The organism is Nonomuraea turcica, from assembly GCF_030718205.1.
Lineage (GTDB): Bacteria > Actinomycetota > Actinomycetes > Streptosporangiales > Streptosporangiaceae > Nonomuraea.
The window spans coordinates 1-25856 of the sequence record NZ_JAUZQF010000052.1 but is presented as its reverse complement, the minus strand read 5'-3'; the positions used below and the strand labels follow the sequence as shown (position 1 = coordinate 25856).

23 protein-coding genes and 1 CRISPR repeat array are annotated in these 25856 nt (G+C 68.7%); of the genes, 9 read left to right on the top strand and 14 right to left on the bottom strand.

Annotated features, from left to right (window positions below; genetic code table 11):
• Positions 1 to 55 precede the first annotated feature (55 nt).
• The 5 genes from Q9G87_RS58610 to Q9G87_RS58590 form a co-directional block, all read right to left on the bottom strand.
• The gene (locus Q9G87_RS58610; protein WP_305925373.1) at positions 56 to 655 is read right to left on the bottom strand and encodes a chorismate pyruvate-lyase family protein; all 600 of its coding nucleotides are present in this window, start codon (positions 653 to 655) and stop codon (positions 56 to 58) included.
• A gap of 152 nt (positions 656 to 807) precedes the next feature.
• Positions 808 to 2427, bottom strand: coding sequence for a thiamine pyrophosphate-binding protein (locus tag Q9G87_RS58605; protein ID WP_305925372.1), 1620 nt, complete (start codon positions 2425 to 2427; stop codon positions 808 to 810).
• Complete coding sequence (locus Q9G87_RS58600) at positions 2424 to 2750, bottom strand: hypothetical protein (RefSeq protein WP_305925371.1); 327 nt, start codon at positions 2748 to 2750, stop codon at positions 2424 to 2426. The genes Q9G87_RS58605 and Q9G87_RS58600 overlap by 4 nt, the downstream gene beginning before the upstream one ends.
• Positions 2747 to 4438 carry an MFS transporter gene (locus tag Q9G87_RS58595; protein ID WP_305925370.1) on the bottom strand — a complete coding sequence of 564 codons (1692 nt, stop codon included), beginning with the start codon at positions 4436 to 4438 and terminating at the stop codon, positions 2747 to 2749. Before Q9G87_RS58595 ends, Q9G87_RS58600 begins: the two co-directional genes overlap by 4 nt.
• Positions 4429 to 5259 carry a hypothetical protein gene (locus Q9G87_RS58590; protein WP_305925369.1) on the bottom strand — a complete coding sequence of 277 codons (831 nt, stop codon included), beginning with the start codon at positions 5257 to 5259 and terminating at the stop codon, positions 4429 to 4431. The genes Q9G87_RS58595 and Q9G87_RS58590 overlap by 10 nt, the downstream gene beginning before the upstream one ends.
• A 262-nt stretch (positions 5260 to 5521) precedes the next feature.
• Between Q9G87_RS58590 and Q9G87_RS58585 the strand changes: the two genes are divergently transcribed.
• From Q9G87_RS58585 to Q9G87_RS58575, 3 genes are read left to right on the top strand one after another with little or no spacing between them, the layout of a single operon-like run.
• Positions 5522 to 5932, top strand: a complete 411-nt coding sequence (locus Q9G87_RS58585; RefSeq protein WP_305925368.1) for a helix-turn-helix domain-containing protein — start codon at positions 5522 to 5524, stop codon at positions 5930 to 5932.
• 45 nt (positions 5933 to 5977) lie between these two features.
• Positions 5978 to 6670: a hypothetical protein gene (locus Q9G87_RS58580; RefSeq protein WP_305925367.1), complete on the top strand. Its 693-nt coding sequence runs from the start codon at positions 5978 to 5980 to the stop codon at positions 6668 to 6670.
• Positions 6671 to 6678: 8 nt separating this feature from the next.
• A complete protein-coding gene (locus Q9G87_RS58575; RefSeq protein WP_305925366.1) occupies positions 6679 to 7872 on the top strand; it encodes a DUF6545 domain-containing protein in 1194 nt (397 codons plus the stop codon).
• Here Q9G87_RS58575 and Q9G87_RS58570 read toward each other — a convergent pair.
• Complete coding sequence (locus tag Q9G87_RS58570; protein ID WP_305925365.1) at positions 7869 to 8306, bottom strand: SRPBCC domain-containing protein; 438 nt, start codon at positions 8304 to 8306, stop codon at positions 7869 to 7871. The two genes, Q9G87_RS58575 and Q9G87_RS58570, sit on opposite strands and share 4 nt — an antisense overlap.
• A 434-nt stretch (positions 8307 to 8740) precedes the next feature.
• On the opposite strand from Q9G87_RS58570, the gene Q9G87_RS58565 reads away from it, so the two are divergent.
• The 6 genes from Q9G87_RS58565 (at position 8741) to Q9G87_RS58540 (ending at position 14592) form a co-directional block, all read left to right on the top strand.
• Positions 8741 to 9031: a hypothetical protein gene (locus tag Q9G87_RS58565; RefSeq protein WP_305925364.1), complete on the top strand. Its 291-nt coding sequence runs from the start codon at positions 8741 to 8743 to the stop codon at positions 9029 to 9031.
• A gap of 115 nt (positions 9032 to 9146) precedes the next feature.
• Entirely contained in the window at positions 9147 to 10361 is a 1215-nt protein-coding gene (locus Q9G87_RS58560; RefSeq protein ID WP_305925363.1) for a cytochrome P450, read from the top strand.
• A gap of 304 nt (positions 10362 to 10665) precedes the next feature.
• A complete protein-coding gene (locus Q9G87_RS58555; protein ID WP_305925362.1) occupies positions 10666 to 12048 on the top strand; it encodes a hypothetical protein in 1383 nt (460 codons plus the stop codon).
• Between the two features lie 49 nt (positions 12049 to 12097).
• Positions 12098 to 12496, top strand: coding sequence for a hypothetical protein (locus Q9G87_RS58550; RefSeq protein WP_305925361.1), 399 nt, complete (start codon positions 12098 to 12100; stop codon positions 12494 to 12496).
• Positions 12496 to 12957, top strand: a complete 462-nt coding sequence (locus Q9G87_RS58545; protein ID WP_305925360.1) for a DUF6197 family protein — start codon at positions 12496 to 12498, stop codon at positions 12955 to 12957. Before Q9G87_RS58550 ends, Q9G87_RS58545 begins: the two co-directional genes overlap by 1 nt.
• Positions 12958 to 13692: 735 nt before the next feature.
• Positions 13693 to 14592 (top strand): tyrosine-type recombinase/integrase, encoded by a 900-nt coding sequence (locus Q9G87_RS58540; RefSeq protein WP_305925359.1) that lies wholly within the window; start codon positions 13693 to 13695, stop codon positions 14590 to 14592.
• Between the two features lie 172 nt (positions 14593 to 14764).
• Positions 14765 to 15949: direct repeats of the CRISPR family, unit length 28 nt; unit sequence GGGCCATCCCCGCGCGTGCGGGGCCGAC.
• A gap of 18 nt (positions 15950 to 15967) precedes the next feature.
• On the opposite strand, the gene cas2e is transcribed toward Q9G87_RS58540, so the two are convergent.
• The 8 genes from cas2e to cas3 form a co-directional block, all read right to left on the bottom strand.
• Entirely contained in the window at positions 15968 to 16246 is a 279-nt protein-coding gene (gene cas2e, locus Q9G87_RS58535) for a type I-E CRISPR-associated endoribonuclease Cas2e (protein ID WP_305925358.1), read from the bottom strand.
• Complete coding sequence (gene cas1e / locus Q9G87_RS58530; RefSeq protein ID WP_305925357.1) at positions 16243 to 17307, bottom strand: type I-E CRISPR-associated endonuclease Cas1e; 1065 nt, start codon at positions 17305 to 17307, stop codon at positions 16243 to 16245. Before cas1e ends, cas2e begins: the two co-directional genes overlap by 4 nt.
• Positions 17307 to 18092, bottom strand: coding sequence for a type I-E CRISPR-associated protein Cas6/Cse3/CasE (gene cas6e / locus Q9G87_RS58525; RefSeq protein WP_305925356.1), 786 nt, complete (start codon positions 18090 to 18092; stop codon positions 17307 to 17309). The genes cas1e and cas6e overlap by 1 nt, the downstream gene beginning before the upstream one ends.
• The gene (gene cas5e, locus Q9G87_RS58520; RefSeq protein WP_305925355.1) at positions 18089 to 18880 is read right to left on the bottom strand and encodes a type I-E CRISPR-associated protein Cas5/CasD; all 792 of its coding nucleotides are present in this window, start codon (positions 18878 to 18880) and stop codon (positions 18089 to 18091) included. The genes cas6e and cas5e overlap by 4 nt, the downstream gene beginning before the upstream one ends.
• Entirely contained in the window at positions 18877 to 20025 is a 1149-nt protein-coding gene (gene cas7e, locus Q9G87_RS58515; RefSeq protein ID WP_305925354.1) for a type I-E CRISPR-associated protein Cas7/Cse4/CasC, read from the bottom strand. The genes cas5e and cas7e overlap by 4 nt, the downstream gene beginning before the upstream one ends.
• A gap of 54 nt (positions 20026 to 20079) precedes the next feature.
• Positions 20080 to 20700 (bottom strand): type I-E CRISPR-associated protein Cse2/CasB, encoded by a 621-nt coding sequence (casB, locus tag Q9G87_RS58510; protein WP_305925353.1) that lies wholly within the window; start codon positions 20698 to 20700, stop codon positions 20080 to 20082.
• A 20-nt stretch (positions 20701 to 20720) separates the two neighbouring features.
• On the bottom strand, positions 20721 to 22400 hold the full coding sequence (gene casA / locus Q9G87_RS58505; protein ID WP_305925352.1) for a type I-E CRISPR-associated protein Cse1/CasA: 1680 nt from the start codon (positions 22398 to 22400) through the stop codon (positions 20721 to 20723).
• A gap of 243 nt (positions 22401 to 22643) precedes the next feature.
• Complete coding sequence (gene cas3 / locus Q9G87_RS58500) at positions 22644 to 25535, bottom strand: CRISPR-associated helicase Cas3' (protein WP_305925351.1); 2892 nt, start codon at positions 25533 to 25535, stop codon at positions 22644 to 22646.
• Positions 25536 to 25856: the final 321 nt, after the last annotated feature.

Sequence of the window (25856 nt, the reverse complement as noted above, 5' to 3'; positions counted from 1 at the left end):
GGATGCTGGGATCGGCGGGTGAGGTCGTGTTCCGAGGCGGGTGGGTGTGATGGGCTTATCCGGCCTGGCCAAGGCCGCTGGGCTCGTCGATCAAGCCGGGGTCGTCGAGCATGCTGGGCAGGGCGGGGATGAGGTCCGGATGGAACACCTCCTCGACATACAGCGCGGGCCGTCCCTGCAGGACGATCACGTAGGAGCGCCAGACGCTCATCGGGGTCTGGCTGACCGGCTCCGGAGGACCCCATGACCAGCGGCGCACCCCTGTGTCGAGCAGCTCTCGATGCTGCTCGACACGGGAGGCGGCCAGCAGCGGGCCGATGGGCACATCGATGCCGTCGACCAGTGGGGCCACGCTAGGATGGCGCGGATTGAGCACGACCTTGTTGGCCGTGACGGCGACGCCGGTCCTGGCCAGGATGAGCTGGGATCGGCGCAGGATCATGAGGTCGTCACTGGCCGCGCCCATCCGCGCAAGGGCTTTCGTCGCCAGCACGCCGGCGGCGGGACGGCTGGCCTGGAGCACCACCCGGATGCTCAGGGGCTCCTGCATCGCGGTGGCCAGGAGGTTGGTGGTGGAGCCGTCGTGCGCGAGCAGGATGCGGGTGAGCGTATGCGCATCAACGTGCAGCACGGCGGGGAATGCGGTAGGCGTCATGGCGAGGGCTTCCTATTGATCGACGAGGACGGGTGGCTAGCGGGGGTGCGTGGCGTACGGCTCGTAGGTCGGGATGGCACGCGGCCGCCAGGAGCACAGGGCTCCGGCCAGGCGGCACGGCGGCTGCGGCGCTCCCAACGGCAGGTGGCTCATCAGGCCGCGCTCCAGGGCGCCGTCGTGGATGCCGGGGTGTTGTGCTGGCGCCACCACGCCTGCGGGTGGGTGTGGGCGTGCAGCAGCAGGGGACCCGGCGCGGGCTGGGCCAGCCACTGCGACAGCAGGCTGAGGTCTTCCGCGTAACGGACCACCCCGGCTGCGCAGCCGTGCGCGGTGGCGATCTGCTCGAAGTCGATCCCGGGCTGTTCGTCGTAGACGACGATCAGCAGGCGGGCGTGCAGCCGGGCCGCCGTCTCGAGCTCGGCGGCGGCCGTCAGGGCGCCACGCGCATCGAGCGTGGTCACCGCCAGCCGGTCCGCTCTGGCCAGAGCCGCGCCGATGCCTCCGGCCAGAGCGAGATGAGGTGCCGGCGCGAGCACGAACCCGGCAGCGTCGGGCACCCGCAGATAGCTGATCGGGTAGCCGACGATGCTGTCGCACGCGACGGTGAGGGTGCGTTCGGCGGGCAGCAGCGTGTCCAGCAGCAGGGATAGCGTACGCGGATCGATGCGGCCCTGGCCGTCCAGCATGGGCTGGTAGCCGATGTCGTGCCAGCTGCGCTGCTCGGCGATGCGCCGGCGCACACTCTCGCTGCGATAGCCGCTTTGCGGCGGCAGGATCCGCCGGACCGCTGCGGCGGTGCGGCCCACGTCACCGGCAACGCCGAGATCGATCCGGTGGTGGGCGCCGAGCGCGGCCGGGTCGATGTCGACCTGCGCCACCCGGGCGTCCGGCGCCAGCAGCGTGCCGTGGCAGGTGGTCCAGTCGTTGAGGCTGCAGCCCCAGCCGATGACCGCGTCCGCGGCCGCTATCAGGTCGGCCATACCCGGTGTGGACAGCACGCCGGCGATGCCGATGTGCCAGGGGTTGCCCTCGCTCATGCCGTGCGCGGCCAGGGTCGTGGCCAGCAGCGCGGCTGCCTGGTCGGCCAGGGTTTCGAGCATGGCGCCGCTGGCGCGGGCGCCGCGGCCGGCGATGAACAGTGGCCGGCGCGCCTGGGTGAGTAGTCCGGCCAGGTCCTCCACGGCGGCAGGGTCGGCCACCGGAACCGCCTGCAGGTCCAGCGGCAGGTGCTCCAGGCTCTGATCGGCGTCCTGATCGGCGCCGTCGTCGGCGGGGGTGTTGGCAGGGTGGGGCGCGGAGACGGTGACCACGACCGGCCTGCGGTGCTCGCGTGCCGCCCGAACCGCCTCCGGCAGCAGGGCAGGCGCGTGCCGTAGGTGTGGCAGGTCCCGCACCAGCGCCCCGGCCGCCTCCAGCAGTTCGGCCTCGGCCCAGGCCATCGTGGTGTCTGGGCTGGGCTGCAGCTGGAGCACGAGCATCGGCGTCTGGGTCCTGGCGGCGTCGTAGATGCCGGCCAGGGCGTCGGCCAGCGCGTCGTCTGGGCCCAGGAGCAGGGCGGTGAGCTGCCCGCCGATGCGGGCGGCGGCGGTGGCCAGTGCGGCGGCGCCGCCGGCGTGCTGGGCGGTTACGTGACGCACCTGGTGTGCGGTGAGGGCGTCCGTCCAGGCGCAGGCGTCGCAGGTCAGCGTGCCGACGACGGTACGGACGCCGATCGCGGCCAGCGGTGCCGCCATGACGGCGGCCGCCGCGGCCGGCCTGTGGAGGCAGGTCATAGTGAGCCGGCTCCCTCCACCGACGGGCCGCCTGCCGCGTCCAGGAGGTCGAGCAGGAAGTCGATGTCGGCCATGCCGCGGTGGGCGTAGTCGCGGATGGCGCGCAGCCGCTCCATCGAGCGGATGTCGGTGGTGCGCAGCAGCGGCAGCGTGTCGACGCGGCCGTCCCAGTCCCAGCCGACCGGTGACATCACCGGCGGGGCGGTCGGCATGGACGGCGGCGGGGCCGGGGCCGTAAGGGGGCCCGTGAGGGGGGCCGTGAGGGGGGCGGGGTAGGGCATGCGGTAGCGCGGTGCGGGCGCGCCGATGTCCAGGGCGGTCATGGTGCTCCTTGCGGGGGCGGGGCGAACGACGACGACGGGTTCCAGGCAGCGGCGCGTCCGCGGCTGGAATCGGTGCGGGTGCTCAGCGTGATCAGCTCTTCCTCGGCGGTGCGGGCGATGGCCTCCAGGCGGGCGCGCTGGCGCTGCAGCGTCTGCCGCAGCCGCTCCACCTCCCCCGGCCGCGCGGCGAGCGCGGCCAGCGCGGGCGGGGCCGGCGGGGCGGAGATCACCGCCGCGCTCTTGGTGTGCCGGATGCGGCGCGCCAGCGACAGCACCCCCAGCAGCAGGCTCAAGCCGACACCGCCGGCCAGCACGTCGGGGTAGCCCTCACCCGGGTCCTGGCCGGTCGACGTCAGGTAAGCGAGCGCGGCCGCGGGCCCGATGGCGCCGCCGAGCATGCGCGCGGTGGTGATCGAACCGATGGCGGTGGCGTAGCGGGAGGGGGCCACGCCCAGGGTGCCCGCGATGGTCGCGGTCGTGGAGATGAACCCGAACCCCACACCGGTGACGACCAGCCCGGCGAGCGCACCGAGCGAGGTCTGCGGGGCGACGTACAACACCACCAGGCCGATGGCGCTGAGGTAGGCGCCGGCGTAGACCATCCAGGATGTGCCGGCGCGGCGGGCCGCCCGCGCCACCAGCGTGCTGGCCAGCATGACGGCGGCCGACAGCGGCGCCAGCGCCACGCCCACGCTGGTGGGGCTCATCCCGCCTTCGCGCAGCACCAGCGGCGCGACCGCTAGCAGCGGGAACGCGAGCAGCCCGTACAGCAGCGACGTCAGCAGCCCCCAGGAGAACCCCGGGCAGCGCCACAGCGGCGCATCCTCCCCACCGCCCGCCGGGCCGCCCGCCCGGCCGCCCACAGGGGGGCGGCGGGTGCGGGCCAAGGCCAGGCTCGTGCCGCTCACCATCACGGCGGCCGCCGCCAGCGTGGCGGGCGAGGTCCACCCCCACGACCCGCCGCAGGACAGCAGCAGCACGGCTGCCGCGATGGCGGCCGCCGAGGCGAGCATTCCCACCACGTTCAGCGGCCGACGCTCACCAGCCGGCGTGCGCGGCAGCGCCGCCACCAGCAGCAGCAGCGCCACGGCGGTGGTGCCCACCGGCAGATACAGCGCCCGCCACCCGTGAGTGTCGGCCATCAGCCCGCCGAATGCGTGCGCGACCAGCCCGCCGGCGCCGGTGGCCGCGCCCCACAGCGCGGCCGCGCCGCGGCGCTGCTGATCCCCCACCCGGCTCAGCAGCAGCCCCAGCGCGGACGGCAGCATCATCGCCGCCGCCACCCCTTGGGCCAGGCGGGCGATCAGCAGCAGCGCCCAGCTGGAGGCGAACGCCATCGTGAACGCGCCGGCCGTGAAGACGGCCAGGCCCACGGCCAGCACGGCGCGCCGGCCGATCAGGTCCGCCAGGCGTCCGGCCGGAGTCAGCAGCGCGGCGATGGCGGCGAGGTAGGCGGTGGTGAGCAGGCTGAGCTGCGCCAGCGGCACGCCTCGTGTGATCGGATCCTGGCCGAGCAGCGGCAGCACCAGGGTGGAGGCAAGCGTGTCGGCCATCACCAGGCCCGTCACGGCGGCACCGACCGCCCGCACCAGCACCTGCGACGACGACGGGCGGCGGTGCGAGGCGCCCGCGGAGGCGCGCGGCCGCGGCGACGCGACAGCATGGCCCGGCCCGACGGTCACGACCATCGCGGGCCCGTCCAGCTCGGCGCGCGGCCGTGGTTGGGGACGCTCACGGCGATGAGCCGGTCAGTCAGGCTGGCCACCGGCCCGCCGGCCACCAGCGGCAGTGGGTCCCCGCCATGGACCGCACGCTGGGCCAGCAACTCGCCGGCGCGCAGCCATGGCGCGGCAGCCGTCAGCACGCGCTGCTGGGCTCGATGCAGATCGCCGCTGCGGGCCAGGCGGCAGGCCGACGTGGCCAGCAGCCGCGCATACACCAGATGCTCGGCACACCTGTGGGCGATCTTCGCTTCCAGGCCGATGATCTGGGCGAGCAGGACCTGGTGTTCGGGCAGGTCGGAGTGGCGCATCCAGCCGTCCAGGTCAGCCAGCAAGCCCGGCCAGCGCAACTGCTCGCACACGAACGCGCAGGTCTGGGCAACCAGGAGGGCATCATCATCACCGCCGTCGTTTAGCCGCGCACACAGCTCAGCGGCGTGGGCGACGGCAACGTGCGCGGTGGTCTGGAAGTCGCTGAGCCGGTGGTCCAGGGCTGAACGCAGCTGACGCGCGCGGTGCATCAGGGACGGCACGCTCCATCCCAGGACCAGCAGTCCGCGGGCGTCCCGCTCAAGCTCCACATGCAGGCCGAGGAGCTGCAGTTGGCGCTGGAGGCGGTGCAGAGCCGCCCAGCCGGACGCCGCAGGGGCTGGGGCGCCGTCCAGCCAGATGTGCACTCCCTCGCCGGCGGCGAGTTCGCTCACTCGCACGGCGCAGGCGTCGGGCAGAGCGCGCCGGCAGACGCGGGAGGCCACCAGGGCTAAGGAACCGGCGTTGGCTGACCGCATGGGCAGAGGGTCGTTCAACGGCATCGTTGCATCTCCGAGGACGGGGGGCGACGGTGATCGGTTGTGAGCAGGCCGCTGCGCAGGTTTCCGGCCGCCACCAAACTCGCCCATATATGGGTGAGTTTGGTGATAAAGCACTCATTTATTGTTGAACACGATGTATATGAGGCAGGGGATGTGTCAAGATCTCCCGCCCATGTATTGTGAGATTCCTCGATCGGAGCCTTCATCTATGGAGGTGTGACCGTGAGGAGCGGGGATCGTGGCAGGCAAGAGTGATGCGCCTACAGCTCGGGAGCGCGTGATCGCGGAACGGATCCAGCGTGCTCTGACCGGCAAGAGCGACAAGGAGCTCCAGGCGGCGCTGGGCTGGAGCTCCAGTCAGGTTGGCCGCGCCAAAAGAGGCGAGATGACCAATCCGACCGCCAAGACCATGGGCGCGTTGCAAACGCTGTTTCCCGATGTGCCGCTCGGCTATTGGGCCGGCGAGAGCGCGCCGTCGGGCGGCGATGACGCCGGCGCGGCGTCCGATGCGGCAAGCACGGGGCCCACCCCGGAGATGTACGTTCTCACCCGCAGCATCGGTGAGCTGGATGAGGACGCCCGGCAGCAGATCATCGACTTCACGAACATGGTCCGCCGCGTCCACGGCCTGCCACCAGTGGATCAATGACCACCAGCACCCAGGCCCCTGATCGTTCTCTTGGAGGGAGGCCCGATGTTCCGGTGGCCCCGCCGAACGCTATTCGCGCAGTTACGGCGCGAGCACGCCACACTGCTACACCAGGTGCCCGACCCCTTCGACCTGGAACAATTCTGCGGCGTGCTCGGCCGCCTGGCGGCGCGTCATGTCGTCGCACACCCCTTTCAGCTCGGCCAATTCTCCCGGCTGGACGCCTGCGGCGTGGGCGGGCTCTACATCCGCACGAACGACCTGGACATCATCGGATACGCGGGCTACGTGCCCGCCCCGCACCAGCTCATGATGATCTTCCATGAGGCGGCGCATCTGGTCCTCGGCCACTACAAGGAGCCCGAGGCTCGCGAGAACATCGCCGCTCGGACCCTGTATCCGTCCGCCGACCAGGCCTCCTCGGATGCGGATCTGCTGGTCTTGACGCGCAGCATGGCGGAGCTGGACGAGGACGCCGGACGGCAGATCGTCGACTTCGCCGCCGCGATCCGCCAGGCACACGGCCTGCCTCCCACCCCCGGCGGACGATCCGCTATCCAGGCCGTGCTGGGCCGTACCCTGTGTGATCGGGGACGGCTGGAGAGCGAAGCCGACGCTCTGGCCACGGCCCTGGGCGACCGGGTCCGCCGTGGCGGGCTCAAGAGCCTCAACCCCGAGCAGGGCGGGGCCTTGCGCGAACTGGCCGGCCCGCTGCTCAACCCCTACCGCGACGAGTAGCGGCCGCGATGAACAGCAGCCTGATCATCGCTCTCGCCCTGGTCCCCATGTGGGTGATCGCACTCCTGCGCCTGCCCGGAATCCGCAGATCACCCCGGCACGCCCTGATCGGCGTTGCGCTGGTCAGCGCATGCCTGAACGCCACCATCGCGCCGCAACCCGCCTTCCATGAGGAGCTCTTGCGCGTCAGCAACCGGCCGGGTCTCGCGTTCGCCGTGGAAATGGCCACAGGGATCATCGCCTTGTCCGCGGTCGGCTGCTGGCTGCTGCTCGGCCGCGCGAGCCTGGGCCAGCGCCCGGTGCGCGTGCTGTGGCCGGTCTGGGCCACAGCCGCTGCTCTCATCGCCACCACCTCAGCCCTGGCCCTCACCCACAACCTGGAGCGCCTGACCACCTACGACGCCGTAGGAGGTCACCGGGCATCGGCTGCGCAAATGCTCGCCCTCGGGCTGTACGAGGGATACCTGCTGGCCGTCTATGTGTTCGCAGCCGTCTCCTTCGCGCTGCTGGGCCGCGCGGCTGCCTCCCGCCTGACCAGGATCGGCCTCTACCTCATGGCTATCGGCAATCTGGGTGGCACCCGCTCGCTGTACACGCTGCTCTACGTGGTGCCCGATGCCCTCAGAGCCTGGTTTCCCCACATCCCGCCCTGGCCCTGGCCCTGGTCGGCCGACCTGGCGGCGGTCATCAACTACCCCGGATACCTCATCGGCTTCTTCGGCTTGGCCCTGCCAGCACTGTCTCTGCCGCTGAACTGGTATCGGGCTCGCCGTGACCTTCGCCTGATCTCTCCGCTGTGGCACGCGTTGCGCACCGCCTACCCGCGGGTGATCCGCGTGCGGGAGGACCTGCCGATCGGCGCTCGGCTCATCGCCGCAGTCACCGAGATCCACGACGCGATCGGGCTCCTGGCGGCCTGGCCCGAGTCAGCCACGGTCCTGGCCAAGGCCCGTGCGGCAGCCGCGGCCGCCGGCCTGCCCACGGAGCGGATCGAGGCCGCCGCCCACGCGGCCTGGATCGCCGTGGCTCTCGTACAGCGACCCGACCTCGCCACCGAGCACTCCATGTGGGGTTACGGGCCGGACACCCCAGACGACATCGCGGGCGGCATCTCCTGGATCACCGCGATCGCCCGGGAATACGCTCACGGCCAGTTGCCCCTCGGTGCTGGCTCCGTGGCCCTCCCGCAACGCCCGGCTTAGACCGACGCTTCCGCGCGGGCCTTCAGCTGCTCATTGAGCTGGTGGAACAGTGGCTCAAACCGGCGCACCGTGGACCACATCATCGGGGCCATCGCCCCGGTGATGGTCTCTCTGTGAAGCACATGCGTGCCCCCTGCGTCGGGGGTCAGCTCGAAATCATGCAGTGAGCTGGCAACGCCGGAGGCGATCAGCCTGGTACGCCAGGCCAGCCGTCGTGGCGGGGTCGCCTCCTCCACCATCGCGCGCATCGGCACAACGATGGAGCTCCCCGGCTTCAAGGCGGTGGGCAGAGTCAACCGGCTTCCCACCACCGCCTCTCCGCGCATCCCGGGGACGAGCGGATTCCACTCCGGATAGCTCTTGAAATCAGTCAGGATCGCCCATACCTGCTCGGGAGTAGCGGAGATGTGGATCTCTGTCCGGATCTGGCGCACGCCTCACCTCATGGGTCGTCAGGGGGCATCCATGGCCACAACCCCGCCATAGATGGACGACTACACCATACATGGAGGAAAGATCTTGGTACAGAGTGGACAAGGACGCAACGAATTACCTGGTCACCAGGCATGGCGCGACGGGCGTCGATACTGCCGGATCAACCGGTCTCAGCAATCCATTGGCCATCGATCTTGACACACCCCCATTCACAGCGACATCTTGTGTACCAATTGATTGGCAAAAGATGAGGAACATCGCCAATATATGGCGATCCTCGCGACGGTGAAGAGAGTGTGCCCAGCATGCGAGTGGCCAACGTGACCCGGCTCCGCCAGGCCGGGACGGGCGCGCCTCAAGCCCCGGCGGCAGCCCGCCACAGCTCGCACCTCATCGCCACCAGCCCACCGCTTCCGGCCGGCTCGCTGATGTGATGGCTGAGAGCGTGATCCATGTAGCGCAGGTCCTCGCCCTGCTGTCCCCGTCCCCGGCTCCGGCAGAGGAGCTGAACACCCAAGGCCTGGCCGACTTCCTCCGGGGGTTCTTCGGACCGCTATTCCTGGTCACCGTCTCGGTGGTGGCGCTGTTCTTCCTGTTCACCAGAGAGATCACACGCTTCGTGCAGTTCCTAGCGATCACCATCGTCATCGGCGTCATCTTCTACGTCCCAAACATCATCGAGACCCTCGCCAGGGGCATCGCCGCTGCCCTGGGGGTCACATGAGACCCAGCGTGATACTCGCCTTCCCGCATGGAGGAGCCCATCGTTTCCTGGCCGCCGTCAGCGTCCGGACGCGCACATGCCGGCAAGTCCCACAGCAACAGACGAGGAGACCCTTGTGACCGCCACCCATGAGACCGCCCGGGCGGCGATGCCGCCAGGCCCCTACGGCACCCTCTCGCCCACCCTGGCCGAGCGCCGCAGCTCCGCTCCGCTCGCCCCCATGACCATGCCGAGCGGAGCCGACATCCTCACGGCCGTGAACTACGACGACGTGCAGGGTATCCTGGCCTGCCCGGGCAGCAGCCGTGATCTCACCGATCCCGCACTGCAGCGGCCGATCGACGGCCTGACCATCGAGGACGTGCCCGGCGTCCTGCTCAACATGGATCCCCCCGACCACAGTCGGCAGCGCCGGATCCTCCGCAGCGCCTTTACCGTGCAAGCGGCCGAGCGATGGCGGCAATCCTGCCACGCCCTCGCACACGAGCTTCTCGACCCCGCCAGCGCAGTCATCGACCTGGTGGCCGAGTACGCCCTGCCGCTTGCCTCGCGCATGATCTGTCAAGTGCTGGGCATACCCGCCGCCGACTATCAGCGCTTTCACACCTGGAGCACGGCTTTCCTGTCAACCAGCAGCGAGTCCGTCCAGGGCCGCATGGAGGCCTACGCCTCGTTCATGGAGTACGTGACCCGCTTGGTTGACAGCCACCGCGCCAACCCCGGTGACGACCTCCTCGATGAGCTCATCCGCGCCCATGACGAAGGAGACCAGCTGACGGAGACAGAGCTGGTCAACATCGCGTTCATGATCATTACTGCTGGCCACGAGACCACCGCCATGATGGTCTCCCGCGGCGTGTTCCGGCTGCTGCTGCACCCGCAGCAGTATCAGAGCCTCGTCGAGGACCCCGCGTTGATCCCCTCGGCAGTGGAGGAGATCCTTCGATACGACGGGCCTGGCAGCCCCGGGCTGGTCCGGCACGCCACCACCACCGTGGAACTCCCCTCGGGAGCGGTCGTACCCCCGGGCACCGTGGTGCTGCCACACCTCGCCGCGGCCAACCACGACCCGCAGGCATTCCGCTGCCCCGAGCGATTCGACATCCGCCGCTATGAGAAGGGCACCGATACTCGAGGACACCTGGCCTTCGGATACGGCCCGCACTACTGCCTCGGCCACGCTTTCGCCCGGATGGAGCTGCAGGAGGCGCTGCGCGCCCTCACAAGCCGGGCGCCGGCGCTGCGCTGTGCCATCCCCTTGCAGGATGCGCCCTGGACCACGCAGGGGATCACCCACAAGCCCGTCCGACTGCCCGTCCGGCTCGCCTGAGCAGGCAAGATCACACACCCTCATCGGCCACGGACGGGCCCTTCGTGCGGCGCGCCAGCACCGTCTGCCCCTGCACTCGACCAACCGCCCTTACCGGGCCTGCACGAGCCCAACGCCGCCGGATTCTGCCCACGGCTGACCCCGGGACCCGCCGGTCCCGGCGCTACGTCGGACGCCCGGACACCCTCGGCCTCGGGCCGGCTACCCCCCAAGGAGCCCTGCGACCATGTCACCGACACCGGCGCTTCCCTCGCGATCCGTCCCTGCCACAGATGCCCACCTCGGCGGTCCGCCGACGCCGTCGATGAGGCCGGAACACTTCCATCTGCTGCGCCTACGCCCCGACGAACTGCCCGACCTAGTCAGCGTGCCCCTTGCGCGCCAGCCCAGCGGCCCACACCACCTCATCGACGGCCTCGACCAGGTGACGATCGCCGACCCGCCTCGCCCCTGGGCCAGGGCGGTCGCCACCGCCGAGCACCGCATGCGCGCCATCCTCACCTACCTGTGGGACCACGGCCCTGCCGCCGCCCTGGCATCCGACGCGCTGGTCGAGCATGATCTGCAACACGGCGGCCGTACCGTCTGCACCGGGCTCCACCTTGACGGCACCACGCACTACGTCTGGACCCGCGGGACGCCGCCGTCCACCGCTCTGCCCGCGCTCCAGGACATAACCTTGATCACCGGCGTGTGCTTGGGCAGCGCCACCGCTGTGATGGGCATCACCGCCGGCGGCCGCCGCATGCCGGTCATCGGCAGCTGCGGCCTGGGCATCACCGAGGACATCATCGCCCTCGATCACGACCCGCGGCCCACCCTGCCCGAAGTCGACAGCAGTGTGCGGTTGATCGGGCTGTGCGCGGGCGTCGCCCGCCGCATTCCCCCTGCAGTCCCTGTCACCCGGCGCCTGAATTCGCCCTACCTGAGCTACCCGCTGAAGGGGCTCGCCGCCGCCTACGCCGGGCACCTGCCGGTGCCACTGCTGGCCGCCTGGTTCGACATCGCCGTGACCCGCCACCACCCCGTCACACGCCGTCAGATCGCCGCCGCGCGCGCGGCCCTCGCGTGCGGCCGTCCTGTCCGGATCCGGGTGGTGCCCGAGCTGTGGCGTGTGGCCCTGCACCTGCGGCGGGAGCTGGCCTCCGGCCGGTTGCCCAGCTTCGACCACCTCCTGGACGAGGTCGTCCTCAGCGACCGGCTGTGGCGGCAGTTGATCGAGATCGCCCGCCCCAGCAGTCCGCTGGAGCTCGGCTATCTCACCTACGTGGCCTCTCTCGTACGGCCCGCCTGGTCCACCTCCGGCCGCCGGCGGCTGCTGGTCCAGGTGGACGACCCCCGCGAGTGGCGCATCCTGGACCGGGTCCGCCAGCTGGCGCCGCTCCTGCGTGACAGCGCCGACGAACCGGTCGACGTTTCGGCGGTCGCGCTGTACCCGCTCAGCCGCTTCTGGATCCAGCCGCCCGTCCGGCCGGCGCGCCCCGACGCGCACGGCGTCGACCCTGGCCATCTCGCCCTCCAGGATGGGCGGCGCGTCAACCTGTTCAGCCTGGCCGCCAATATGTGCCCGACGACCCGTATGGCAGTTACTCCACTCTCTGCCAGCAGCGGTGCTTCGACTAGCTCTCGTCATCACTCCGCGGCCGGTGGCATGGCTCCTAGAGGCCGCTCAGACAAGGCCCCTTGACTCTAGGTCGGAGCAACTTGACACGCCTGCATGATCGGAGTCAAGACCGATGACTAACACCGTCCGGCAATCGGCCGACGGCCCTCGTAACGACGACTACACCTGCCAGGTCGCCACCGCCCCAACCGCGGCAGTCCGCGCGCTCAACCACGAGACGCTCTCGAATGCCGGTGTCACTTACCCTTCCACGATCAACGCCGTACTGGGCGCCATTGGCCACGACACGGCCAGACTTGACCTGCTACTGCAACAGCTAAGCGAAGCGCTACTTCGCATGCTGACCTCAACCCAATTGGGTGATGACCATGGTGATCGCTTCGAACGAGTTGACAACGCCCAGTCAGAGCTGACCGCCGCTCGCGCGGCAGCCCGAACGCTCATCGCCCGGCTGGAACACTCCTTCAACGCCACCGCTGACCTACATGTGACGGATGGGAGGGAAGATTGATGGGCATCTCCTATGAGACCTGGATATTCAACGGCGAACCTATCAACGGTGGCGCAGCGCCCCATCTCCCATTGCTTACACCGGCAGCCATCCTCTCCCGGGCCGCGGACGTGATCGAACGCAACGGGCTCGCTCATGGCGCCTACCACAGGCGACAACGCAACCTGAAGTCGCACGACGCGCCCGTGTGCACGCTTGGCGCCATCGCCATCGCTGTAGGAGCCGAACCCCATGCCTGGGAAGAGGCTGACTTCTGGAAGCGAGAGCTTGCAACTGCCGCTGTAGCGATTGATGCCCTCCTCGATTTTCTCGGCTTCGACGCTGAGGAGACGCCGGACGAGACGCTCGGCTCGTGGAACGACGCTCACAGCGCTGTTGCGGTTATTCGCGAGCTTCGCGCCGCCGCACGCGAGGCCACGCGCCACGAGCTCAATACGAAGGGGGCCACACGACTCACCTGAAACCATCCCATCTGGCACACCGTTATCGACGTCAGACTGACCGCGACTCGATGATCGAGTTACACGGTCAGTCGGTGCCTGGCTGCATGGCGCTGCTGAACGGGATCGCCGCGACAGCCCGGCCACAGTCGGTCCAGGTGACGTTCACGGCCCGATGGTAGGCAGGTGGGCGCGGGTGTTCCGGGAGTTCGCTGTGTAGCGCGCTCGCCTTTACTTGATAGATCAGAACGTCCAGGATTTCGCCTGGCCAGCCCTACCGGGTCAGTGACGTCATCGCCAAGACTCTCTTCGACCCCAGCCGCCGCACGACCAGCCCGCGCCATGCTGCTGCGGGCAGGCAGCGAACCGATCCCGGCCACGCCGCCCTGCTCGGCCGAGGTGGACCAGGTCCACGGAGCCGTGAAACATGACCACCCCCGGGTTCCACGTGGTAGAGCGCCGGCCAGGACTTGAACCTGATCCTCCCCGCCGGTAGCGGGTCTCCCATGGTGGAGGTCCGCAGCTCGGGTCGCGGGCGCTTTTGGGCGCCGCCTTCATCGAGGCTGGGCGCGGCGGTCGCCTTTCCGGAACTCGCCCCAGGTCGCGGCGCTCCTGCGCGCCGCCTTCGCGATGCTTCGATCCGGCTGACCGGGACACGTTCCGGACGAGTCGCGGCGCTCCAGCGGGGGTACGGCGTGCCCGCGGTTGCGGGATAACCGTTATCTGGCAACCCGGCGGATGGTGGGGGTCGGCACGGTGGATCCGGTCATCGCCGAGCAGCTCGGCCGCGCACACCCGCTCCGGCACCTGGACGATTTCCTCACCGATCTGGCCAACGCCGGCATCTCCGCGCACACCCGGCGCGCCTACCGCGGCGACCTGATCGCCTTCGCCGCTCACCACGGGGAGGAGATCGGCGCACTGTCCGCCGTGCCGGTTCGCGCGTTCCTGGCCGAGCTCGCCGAGCTGTCGCCAGCCAGCCGTAAGCGCAAGCGCGCCGCCGTCGCTTCCTTCGCCAAGTGGGCGGTCCGGCACGACCTCCTGGCCGCCAACCCGATGGACCGCATCGACACGGTCAAGGTGCCCAAGAGCCTGCCGCGCCCGGCCGCGGCCGCCGACGTCGTCAAGGTGCTGACCGCGATCTGCTCACGGCGGCCGCGCAAGGAGACGCCGCTGGACCGGCTACGCGACCGGGTGCTGTTCGAGACGGCCTACGTCTGCGGCGCCCGCGCCTCCGAAGTCTGCGGCCTATACGTGGAGGACCTCGATCTGCGCCTGGACGACGAACACGTGCGCATCCACGGCAAGGGCGGCAGCGTCCGTACCGTCCTGCCCGACGACCGCGGCTACGTTTCCCTGCTCAAGCTCTACCTGGCCCACGCCGGCTACACCGCGAGCCCGCTGTTCCGCGCCTCCATTGACGGGCGCGGCGGGCCGCTTCCTACGACGCCGCCCACCACCGCTGGCAGAACTACTGCGCCGCCGCACGCGTCGAGATCGACATCCACCAGCTGCGGCACGCCCACGCCAGCGAACTTCGCCGGCGTCTCCATCGAGGCGGTGCGCCGCCGCCTCGGCCACGCTTCTGTCGAGAACACCCAGCTGTATGCGCTGCTGGATGACAAGGTCGCGGACGCCGAGATTCGCGCCGCCTGATCGGGAGTGGTCCTCGACGACGTCTTCGCTATGGACGGTGCGTCGCGTACCAGACCATCCCCGCTCGTGCGGGGCCGACAGGCCGACGAGCCCAACGGCCGGTCTCATCATCGGACCATCCCCGCGCGTGCGGGCCGACGTGGGGGCGCGGCGCTGGGCCTGCCCGTGTTGGGGACCATCCCCGCGCGTGCGGGGCCGACCGACGAACTCAACGATCGACTTCTTCATGCGGAGGACCATCCCCGCGCGTGCGGGGCCGACCTTGATCTCGACGCGGAGGCTCTTGGTGTCCAAGGACCATCCCCGCGCGTGCGGGGCCGACACCTCCCACGGCCGGGCCACGCCGGCGCGGACCGGACCATCCCCGCGCGTGCGGGGCCGACCTGCTCGTACTGGCTGAGATGGATGATGATGAAGGACCATCCCCGCGCGTGCGGGGCCGACGCTTACGCCGGGCTCATCCTGGCCGTCGCGATCGGACCATCCCCGCGCGTGCGGGGCCGACCGCCGTAAATCACGACGACTCGCCACCCTCCTCGGACCATCCCCGCGCGTGCGGGGCCGACCCAGAGGATGGCACGCACGAACGCCGTAGCAACGGACCATCCCCGCGCGTGCGGGGCCGACGCCGGGCAAGAGCGTCACCGTCCGGTCGGGTCAGGACAATCCCGCGCGTGCGGGGCCGACGTCCTTCGGTCGCCTGGCCCGTGGGACTCAACCGGGCCATCCCCGCGCGTGCGGGGCCGACGCGCCGACCGCGCTCATGCCCATGGTGGCGAGCGGGCCATCCCCGCGCGTGCGGGGCCGACCGGCGTAGAACCGTGCCTCGGCCTCCCCGTGGGGGCCATCCCCGCGCGTGCGGGGCCGACATGAGCGCTTCCTTCGCGGCCTGAGACGCGCGGGGGCCATCCCCGCGCGTGCGGGGCCGACGAGCCCGTCGTCTTCGTGGCGGCCCATGTCAGGGGGCCATCCCCGCGCGTGCGGGGCCGACTAACCTCCGTCGCGATGAGACTCGCGACGAGGAGGGCCATCCCCGCGCGTGCGGGGCCGACGGTTCTCCGTCGACACATACGCGCGCCCACAAGGGGCCATCCCCGCGCGTGCGGGGCCGACACCTCGGCCGGCGGCGCGTCGTCGTCGTCGAGCGGGCCATCCCCGCGCGTGCGGGGCCGACGGTGCCCCATGGGAACACTGCACGAATCTGCGCGGGCCATCCCCGCGCGTGCGGGGCCGACACCTCGGCCGGCGGCGCGTCGTCGTCGTCGAGCGGGCCATCCCCGCGCGTGCGGGGCCGACGGTGCCCCATGGGAACACTGCACGAATCTGCGCGGGCCATCCCCGCGCGTGCGGGGCCGACACTTTTTGTGCTGGGGTTTTATCGACGGTTGCGGGCGGAGAGAATCAGTCCGTCAAAGTCGATGGGGTACCAGCGGTCTTTGCCAGCGGTGCGAATAGCCCAGCCTTGTTCGTTGGTGGCTGGTTCGACGAGGACGGCTTGGCAATCACCGATTCGGTTGGCGAGCAGTGTCCAGATGCGGTCGCGGATGCGTTTGCTGGGGTTGCCGACGAAGACGCCAGCGCTGACTTCGACCATCCAGCGGGTGAGGTGGCCGCGGAGTCCTTCGGGGGCGGCCACGAGGACGATCACGGTCATGTGTCGGCCGCCTCATTGCCGCGCCGAAGGCGGTCATGCGGTTCGTTGTCGAATTCGGGGCCGATGACGGCAATGTGTTCCTCACCCATGGTGGCTTGGGCGAACTCGACGAAGAGAGGATCGTCCGGAAATTCTTCGGTTCCGGCCCAGTTGACGCCTCCTGCGACGGTGCCGACCTTGTCGTCCCAGAGTTCATTGACGTCGATCTCTGGGATGTCGGATCCGTCGGTGGACAGCAAGGTTTTGATGTCGCGGACGATGCGTCCAAGGAGTTTGTCTTCGGCGATTCGGTCGCGCAGGCCGAGGCGGGCGTCGCGTTCTTCGGTCAGGCCTTTGGCGGCGAGGTCGAAGGCAAGGGGGATCGTGTAGTCGGCTTTGTAGAGGTCGGCGACGTCCATGACGAAAGAGGTGGCCGAGCCGGTGTGGACGAAGCCAAGCCCAGGACTGGCGCCGAGGCCGACGATGACGGCGTGGCAGATGCCGTAGAGAGCGGTGTTCGCGGCCGACAGCAGGCGGTTGAGGTCGTCGCCTGCGGCGAAGGGATCCCCAGGGCGGTAGTCGCGGCCGGTCCAGGCCACGCCGGTGCGGCGAGCGTGGTGTTGGTACTGCCTGCGGACACGAGCGCCTTCCCGGCCACGCAGTTGTTGCATGGTCATGTTGGAGACGTCTTCGCCAGGGAAGCGCATGCCGTACATGGCGCGGGCGACGGTTAGACGTTCTTTGGGGCGAGTGACGAGCCAGGCTTGGCGGTAGAGTAGCCCGGCTCCGCGGCTGGGGCCCAAGCCGGAGGCGTACAGGCGGACGCCTTGTTCGCCCACCCAGCACATGGCGGTGCCAGAGTCGCCGAGGAGTTGGACGGCACCGTGAGTGATGCGGGTGCCAGGTCCGATGAGCATGACGGCAACCATCGCGGCGGGGATGCGAACGGTGTCGCGTTTGTTGATGACCACGACAGCGTTTTCATCGCGGTCGATATGGCTGCGTTCGATGTAGACGCTGGAGACGCGGTCGGCGATGCGGTGCAGGTCGTGAGGGTGGGCCTTCCACCAGATGTCGGCCATCACCTCTCCTGTCGAAGGCCCGGGAGGGGGGCGAGGGTGAGCAGGCCGCAGCCGTAGGACTTGGCCGGTCCGATCCCGCTCAGGAGCCGCTCGGTGAATGTAGCCGCATCCGTGATGCGTAGTCGGCCTTCGAAGGTGGCGGTGTGCAAGACGACCGGCTTGCCACCGGTGTTCTTTTTCCGGAAGGAACGGCGCGCGCGAGCGATGATTCGTACCTCGCGCGGCGTCGTCGCCTGCTCTCCGTTGTCAGGCTGCAGGCCGGATGCCGGCGGATCGCTGCGCGCCGGTGGGACCTCGAATCCCCACCGCTCGGTATGGGACAGGAACCAGCCGAGTTGCTGCTCGGCAGTGCGGTGGCCGATGCGAAAGGAGCGGCGTTTGGTCTCCGCGGTGCGTTGGAGCTGGGTGGAGGTCGGTTTGACAGGCGTGGAGGTGTTCTGGACGGGATTGGCGGTGAGCCGGAAGGCGAACTCGCGGCCGACGGCGATCTGAGCGAGCAGCGGGGCGTAGTCGCGGATGGCGGCGTGTTCGCCGTCGGCGTCGGGCCACCCGGCCTGTTCGATGAGGTGGCTCCAGTCCGGCCGGGTGGCGGTCAGGACGAACAGCATGGGGCGGCGAGGGTCGTCGGCGTCCAGCCGCCACAGGATGCGCTGGCCAGTGGGTGCATCGGGGATGCCGTACATGACGGCGCCATGCATGGCGTGAGGGCTGGCCAACAACAACCGACTCTTCTCACGCAGCGGGTTGATTCTGATGCGGGACAGGTAGGTCATGTCGTAGGTCACCAACCCAGGAGGGCGAACGGGTCGTGGCTTCGCGGGTCATCCATGGTGCTGTCGGCCTTGGCGAACCCAGTCGGCAAGGTGATCCAACGGTGCCGAATGCGGCGGCTGCTAAAGCGGCGCTCACGGGGAGCGAAGGAGTGCGGGACATCAGTGAGGGAGTCCTCGCCGTCAGGATCGTCGAGGGTGGCCGACACATCGATGGTGGTGGGGCGGCCCCGACCGCGAGCGTAAAGCTGTTTAGCCGTGTCAGTGGCCTGCCAGGGCTCGGTTTCCAAAACCTCCAGCAGGGGTCCCTGACGGATGGCAAGAAAGAGCGGCTGGGTGGGGACGCAGGAACGGCGCCCCAGCGCAAGAGGGAAGGCCGGACGTTGGACAGCCTCAGCCAGCGTCTCCACCAGGGCGGCGGGTCCATGCAGAGCCGCGAGGAAGACCGCGTCTTGCAAGTAGAAGCGCTGGGTGACGTGCGTGTACTTGGCTGGCGAAGTGGGCTTCTGCACACCCTTCGCCGACACGCCCGCCTGCGGCAAGGGCCGTCCCCGGTAGTCACTGACGGTGTGATAGTCGCGCAGCAGGCTACCGGGCTGGTCGACGCGTACACCCAACTGGAGCCCGAGCAGATCGTCCAGGGATTCTTCGCGGGGCCGGCCGGAGGCGGCGGCGAGCAAGCCCAGGATCCCGGATTTGGTGGGTTCGGGCCGGGTCTCGCGTCGGTTGAAGACACTGCGGTCGCCCCACGACTGCAACGGGCCACCCAGGCGCAGGACCAGCGTGGCCTGGGGGGCGGTCATCGGACCTGCTGGATGTGCTCGGCCAACCTGGCGTGAAGGTCGGCGATCAAGGTGGGGAAGGTGGTGTTCGCGCCGAAGATCGTGGTAAGTCGTTCCCCAGTGTGCTGGTCGGGGTCGAAGGTGTGGCAGATCGCGGCGTGGATGGGGGTGTCACCCCATTGCCTAGTTGCGCGGTCGTATTCCACGGCCAGCCGGACGGCGGAGTCGGCGGCCAGCCCCTCGCCCTCGTTTTCGGGCTGCAGCGGCCTTTCGAATGCGGAGACGAGGTTGACTGGCTGATCTTCGCGGACCACGACGGCGAGCAGGCTGGGCAAGGTGCGGTGGGCGAAGGAATTTTGGTGCCCGGAGGGGATGGAACGGGCGAAGTGCTCTATGAAGGCATCGACCGCGACCAGAGCCGCATCGCTGTCGCCGAGGTTGGCGATCAGCTGGGGCACATTGATGGTGGCGTAGCGATACAAGGTGGCGGAGTTGAAACCGATCTGCCCAATCATGCCGGCGCCGGTCTCCTCCTTGAGATTCTCGTCGTCGACGGCGGTGTAGTAGTCGAACTCCAGGTCCACCGCGTGGGTGGACAGCGCATGCGCCACCTGAACGGCGGCATCGACGTTGAGGGCGGGGATGTCGGCGACCATGCGCCCGAACAGCGCCACGTCCATCGGATGACTCTGCTGCAGTTTCTCGGCCACCGGGAGGTCTTTGACCGCCTTGGCGAGCTCCTCGTCCTCCAGGGCAGTAAGGTCGGCGGCCTGGTGCACGACCAGGTCGACGATGTCCTCCAGCTGGCGGTAGCCGAAGAACAGCAGGTAGGCAGTGTCGCCCGCCTTTTTGCCCGGCTTAATGCCCAGCGGCTGCAGCAGCGCGGTTGCCAGGCGGGTGGCCTGCTCTGTCTCCAGCTCTGTACGATCGGCCAGTCGCCTGGCCAGTTCGGCGGCGATCCGCTTGGTCCGGGTGGCGTGGTCTTGCTGGGGGGCGTGTTCGGCGAAGCTGGTACGGCTGGCGCGCTTCCACGCCTGGGACGACACCCGCGCCCGACGGTGCCCGCCGAAGTAGGCCTCCTTCGGATTGCCTTGATCGTCACGGTTCAGATTCGCGGGCGGCACAGTCTGGATGATGTGCACGTCAATGTACAGGCGCCTGTCCATGGAAAGCTCCGGATGAGATCGGTGGATGAAAAGGGTCCGTAGCGGTCGGAACCGTTACGCGGGGGCGGAATTGGTTGTCGATTCGGCAGTCGACCGTGAAGGCGGTTGCCAGCCGTAGTAGTCGAGCCCAAGCCTGCGGCGGGCCAGCTGACGCGTGTCGGGCCGCTGCCAGTCGCGGATGTCTTTCAACAGCAGGTCGTAATCCAAGGGCGCGCCTACGGCGCGGAGCTGGGAGATCAGGCCTCGCAGGTGGGTGAGCAAGGCCGTGACTTGGGTGGCGGAGGCAGCGGCGTTCACACGCCGGTCCACCGCCTCTCGGGTGAATCCCTTGTCGTCCTCCGATTGCTTGTGGAGCCGTCGCAGGGCATGGCCCAGGCGGATGCCGGGATGGTGCATAGGGTCGGGGCGGGACTGCTGGTGCAGGCCGTACAGAGCGAGGGCGGCGTGTTCGGCGGTCAATTCGTCTGAGACCTTGCTCTGCTGGGCGAGGCGGTCGTCGATGGGGGACGTGTAGTACGGCCACAGGGCGGGCACGGTGCCGGCGGGGCGTCCCAATCCGGCGCGGAAGGCGGCCAGGTCCTCGCCCGGCGGCGGCCCCTGCTTGTCGCGCCAGGTACCGTCTGCGGCCACGTACCGGGCCCAATACCGGACGATGCGATCATTCGTGGAAATCATTTTGTCTCCCTCGCGCGTCTTCATGCTGATCGGGCGCTCGCCGCGACGGCTGGCTGCTCTGTATGGGCGTCGCGCTGGTCGCGTACGGTCTGAGCCCAGCGGGGCAGCGCGGCGCGTACCCGCTGACGGAAGTTCTGCTCGGCGGAGGCGAGCCGGTAGACGTAGTCACGGTTGTCCTTCCTCACCACTCGCCCGACGAACTCGCTGCCGGTGGCCGCGGCCAACAGCTGTTCCGCAACCTCCCGAGTCCGCTGCTGAGCGAGCCTTTCCCAGGCGGCCCGGCCCTGCTCTAGCAGGGCGGAATCGTCGGAGGCGGCCCGTACGTCGACCAGGAAACGCCGCACCAGCGGGTCGAGGGCGTGCAGCACATACTCGCCAGGGCGCTGCCCCTTGTCCCAAGGAATCGGGTCGGCTCCTCTGGCTCGGCGCAGGTCGGCCGACAGATCGTTGATGGCCTTTGCCAGGTCTTCGGCCTGCTCGGTCACCTCCACCAAGGTGGTGTAAGTGTCACTCTCGGTACGCAGCCCGGCCGCCGGCAGCGGGATCGAGTCGAACAACACGTCCTCCACCACCGCGGACTGCGTTCCGTAGACGATGCCGATCGTCTGCACCTGCAACGGGTAGTCGAAGGGGAGGAACCCGTCGGCTTGGACGTCAGCGAGCTGGCTGAGCAGAATCGACGTCTCGACGCCGCCATCACTGTCTTGCCGTTCCGCGGTCAGTAGCGCCTCCATTCCGCGCCAGGCGGCCTTGCCCGGGACGTGCCGACGCGGCCGGCGGACCGTTCCCGTTGGGCTCTTGGGCGCCTTTTGGAAGGTCCAGGCCGTGTGCGGCTCCCACTCGGGGATGGCTTGTAGCCGGTCTCCCGTGCACAACACCACTCGACAGACCCGCAGACCTTCGTCAGTCTGTTCCGGGATCAAACGGATGCGCCGTGCCTGCCATGTCCACAAATCCAGCAACCCAGTGGCCGATCGGATGTGCCAGGCCGCTTGTGCGAATGGGCGCCGCCACTGCGGTAGATCGTCGACTGGTTGCCGACCGATCGGGATGTTGAGCATCAGCGTCTCGAACAAGGTGCGCCCCATGGGGACGATTACTCCCAGAGCCCCCAGCGGACCGGTCACGTTCCCAGTGGTTTTACCTGCCTTCACAGCAGGGTCGTCGACCGCTCCCGATTTGATGCCAGCGGTGTCCCAGCAGTGGGCGTGCAGCAGCCACCGCGCCGCCTCAGCCGGGGGCAACGGCAGCGGGTTGGCCTCGGTGCGACTAGCGAACAGCGGCACATTGTTGCCGGATGCCTCAGTGGCGACTAGTAGTGCCGACCCCTTGGTCTCCTCCTTGGCCGTATGCAGCTGGGGTACCTGGGCGAAAGGTGCCTCGTTGCTGAAGAGGTCGAAGCGGGAGCGGTGCTCATCGAGGTAGTCGCTGATCGCCTGCTGCTGCTCTTCAGTGAAGCGGCCGTGAGCAAACCGGCGTGCCCATTCCGTACGGTCGCCGGGGCGTCCCAGGGCATCCATCACGACGGGCAGAAGCACCTGGCGCAGAAGCGCCGGGGTATGCGTGGAGATCTCGACCTCCAGCGCGTCGTACTCGTGGGCGTGCAACAGCGTGTGCCGCAATGACTGAGGCTCACTGGCGGGCCGACCACATGGCCGAGGCAGCAGCCACGGCGAGTCGATCAGGTCATAGCCGAACATTACGGCTCCTCTAACTAGTCCTGTTTAAGAACTCGCGGGTTGGAGCGTGCCATAGACAACACCGCCCCGTCAGACAAATGCTTAAAGTGGTTCGTGCGGCCTTGCGTGATCTGCCTTCGCGGGGATGGCCCTTAGTCGTGTTTGGGGCATGCGTTGGCCCCGCCATGCGGGGATCAAGACCAGCGTGAGCTAGGCGGCCTCTAGCGACGCCACGTTGCCTGAGGCCGCCTAGCCATGCGAGTCTCACCTGCGCCCCCGTACGGGACGGCGTGGACCACCCTCCACCATCAGCGCGAGCGCCTCGTCGTACCGCACCTGATACTCGCCCAAGTTGGCGTTGGTGTCGGCGCCCAGGACCAGCGCCAGACTTCGTTTCAGCCACGGGTGGCTCCGCCAGCCATCAAGTGGCGCCAGCTCGCGCTCGGCGTGCTCGGTCAACGTAGGAGGCAGCCGTACGGTCGCCCCGAGCACCTCCTCCACCACGTCATCTGACAGTGCCTCGCCGTTGATTCCCAGCCATCTGCCCGCCAGCGTGTGGTATCCCCTGTCGTCCTGGTGCACGAGGATTACCTCCACACTGCGCTCCCCATCCCGGACCACGGCCTCCAGCTTGTGCTCGGCCAGGCTGCCGGGAGCCGCGCCGTAGTGCAGCCCTTCCAGCGTCGCCTTTGTATGCTCGCCAGCCCGGGTGAGCAGGAAGTGCTCCGCGCTGCGAGCACGTTCCTCCTGCCGAGCCGCCCAATCCTGGCGCGCCTGCTGCTCATCCGTAATCCAGGCAGGCGGGACAAGATCGGAGGCCTCGCCATACACCCGATCGACAAGACGCGGCACATCACCTGGTATCGACCAGCTGCCGCCGTCGGCGGCGCAGACCACCGCGGCGGTGCGGAGCAGCAGATACCGGCCGTAGATGGTCTCGCTCGCCGGCAGGATCCATGGAGCGGCTCCGCTTCGCGGCGCGAACCCGCTGATGACCACCTCCGGCCGGCGAAGTTGGGGCGGCCGCTCCACTCCCTCGTGGCGATGCATCCGGCCCAAGCGTTGCAGTAGCAGGTCGATCGTGGTCAGATCGGTGACGAGCACGTCCGCGTCCACGTCGAAGGACTGCTCGGCCAGCTGGGTTGCGACCAGGATCAGCCGCTCAGGCCTCCGCGTCTCATCGTTGACCGGCGGACCCAGCAGTTGCAGACATTCCTCGGTGCCCACTGCCCGATCATGAGCGGTCATCCGTCCATGCAACAGCCGCACCTCACCATCACCGAACCGATCCCGCAGCACCTGGTAAGCGCGTTGCGCCCGGGGAACGGTGTTCCGGATCACCAACGCGCACCCGCCTTGAGCCAGCCGCTCCTGCAACAGCGCGGCAATCGCGTCCTCAGCCGCACGGCTCTCCTCCGCTGGGTCCACATCGGCGGTCTCTGGCAGGACGGTCACCGCCACGTTCAGATCCCGCCGCCACTGCCGCGCGTCATCGACGTCATAGATCGCCCGCCCGTCGACCAGGCACGCGGCAGTGACACTGGGATACCCCTGCGGCGACGGCAACCCCGCGACGTCGAACACCTCTACCGATGCCGCACCGGCCAGATACGCGGCAACGAGTTCGCGGCGCTGCGCCGGGGGCAATGTGGCCGATAACAACACCACCGGCACCCGCGCCTGCCCCAGCCAGCGCAACCCCTCTTTCAGGAACTGCGACATGTAGACGTCGGCCGCGTGCACCTCATCCAGGACGACGACCTTGCCCATCAGCCCGGCGGCGCGCAGCATCACATGCTTGGTCCGCGTCGCCGCGAAGAGCAACTGGTCGATGGTGCCGACGACGAATGGGCTCAGTAGCCCGCGCTTGCGGCCCAGGAACCATTCGGCTGGAGCCTGCCGCTGCGCACCCCCCTCCTTCTCCTGGCCGAAGGGCGAGTCCGCCAGTCCGTAGATGTCGTCTTCGTCGACGCTGCCGTAGAAGCTGTCGGGGTCACTGTCTGACCCGTCCAGCAGGCTCTGCCATTCCTTGTTGAACATCCGCTTGCCGTGTAGCAATGCCACCTGGCTGGCCAGCTCCCCATCGATCCGCGTCAGCCAGGCGCGTACCTGGCTGAACATCGGGTCGCTCGTCGCCTGCGTGGGCATCCCCACAAAGACCCCGTCGGCGCCGAACCGGGCGGACAGCACCTCGGCGGCCAACAGGGCAGCTTTGGTCTTGCCCTCGCCCATCGGTGCTTCGACGATCAGAAGTCCAGGAGCCGGTATCCGCCGGGCCGTACGTATGACAAGCTCTTGTGACGGGCGCGGCGACTGATCAAAACGGTGTACGAATGCATCCGAGGCCGGACTTTCCAACCGCCCCCAGCCACCACGCAGCCCAAGTTGTCCCCATGCCTTGACCGCGCGATCTCGGGCACCCTGCAAAGTCACCTCGGCCAGATCATCCACGCCCGGGAAGTGACGCTCGTCGCTGGCGATCCAGTCGGCCATCACCACCAGGCCGCTGAGCTGCAGTTGCACGGCACGACTGGGCACAATCCGGGGCTGCACGTCAGCAAGATCTTGGAACCCCACCAGCCGGGTGAACACGTCGACCAACACCGCTTGCACTCTGAGCCACGCCGGAGCCTTTCCCTGCGGCTCGCCCTGAGCGGTCCTCGGCCGCGCCAGCGCACCTACCGACGGCACCGTCCCGTGGTGCCCGGCGACCAGCGGCCACAGCCATGCGATCTGCTGAGCGTCCCAGCCGGTCTCCCGCAGCAGACGCAGCAGGAGCGTTCCACCAGCCTTGTCATGCCGCCACCGAACCCGTTTCACCACGGGCTCGTCCCAACTCAGCCCAGCCCGCCGCACCGCCTCGGCGCCTTCGTCGTCCACTCGCTGAAAGGCAGGAGTTGCCTTGCCGCAGTCATGCACCCCGCACAACCAAGCGAAAAACAGCCGCCCCCGCCCCTGCGAAAGGGCATCCAGAGTCTGTTTCGTGGAGGGTGCCAAATAGTGGTCCCATATCTGCTCCGCCACGGCCGCTGTGTCCAAGAGATGCGAAAGGAGGAGATTTGTCCGACCGCCTGCCTTATGGCGCGATTTACCCCAAAGCACCCCAAGCTGACGCATCACGACATGGTCGTAACCGAGCTCGTCATGCCACTGCATCGCACCTCCGTCCATCGACCCGCACCCTAGACACCGCCACCGACAAAACAGGGTGGCTATGCACACCTGCGGTATCGTTCATCTACGCGACAGCGTTAGCGCAGAACCGCTCCGGATAGGGTCACGGCACAGAAAATGCGACGCTCGTCAGTTCAGCAACCGAAGGAAAACGGCCTCCTGCGCCCATAAACCCGCTGTCGATGTGAGGGCTCAGGACATGCTTAACCGTTCGTTCTCGGGACACTATTGACAGATCGTGGCATGATGCTCGCCCAGAGTGACTGTGAAGTCGGGTGGCGAGCGTGGATCAGCAAGCTCTGG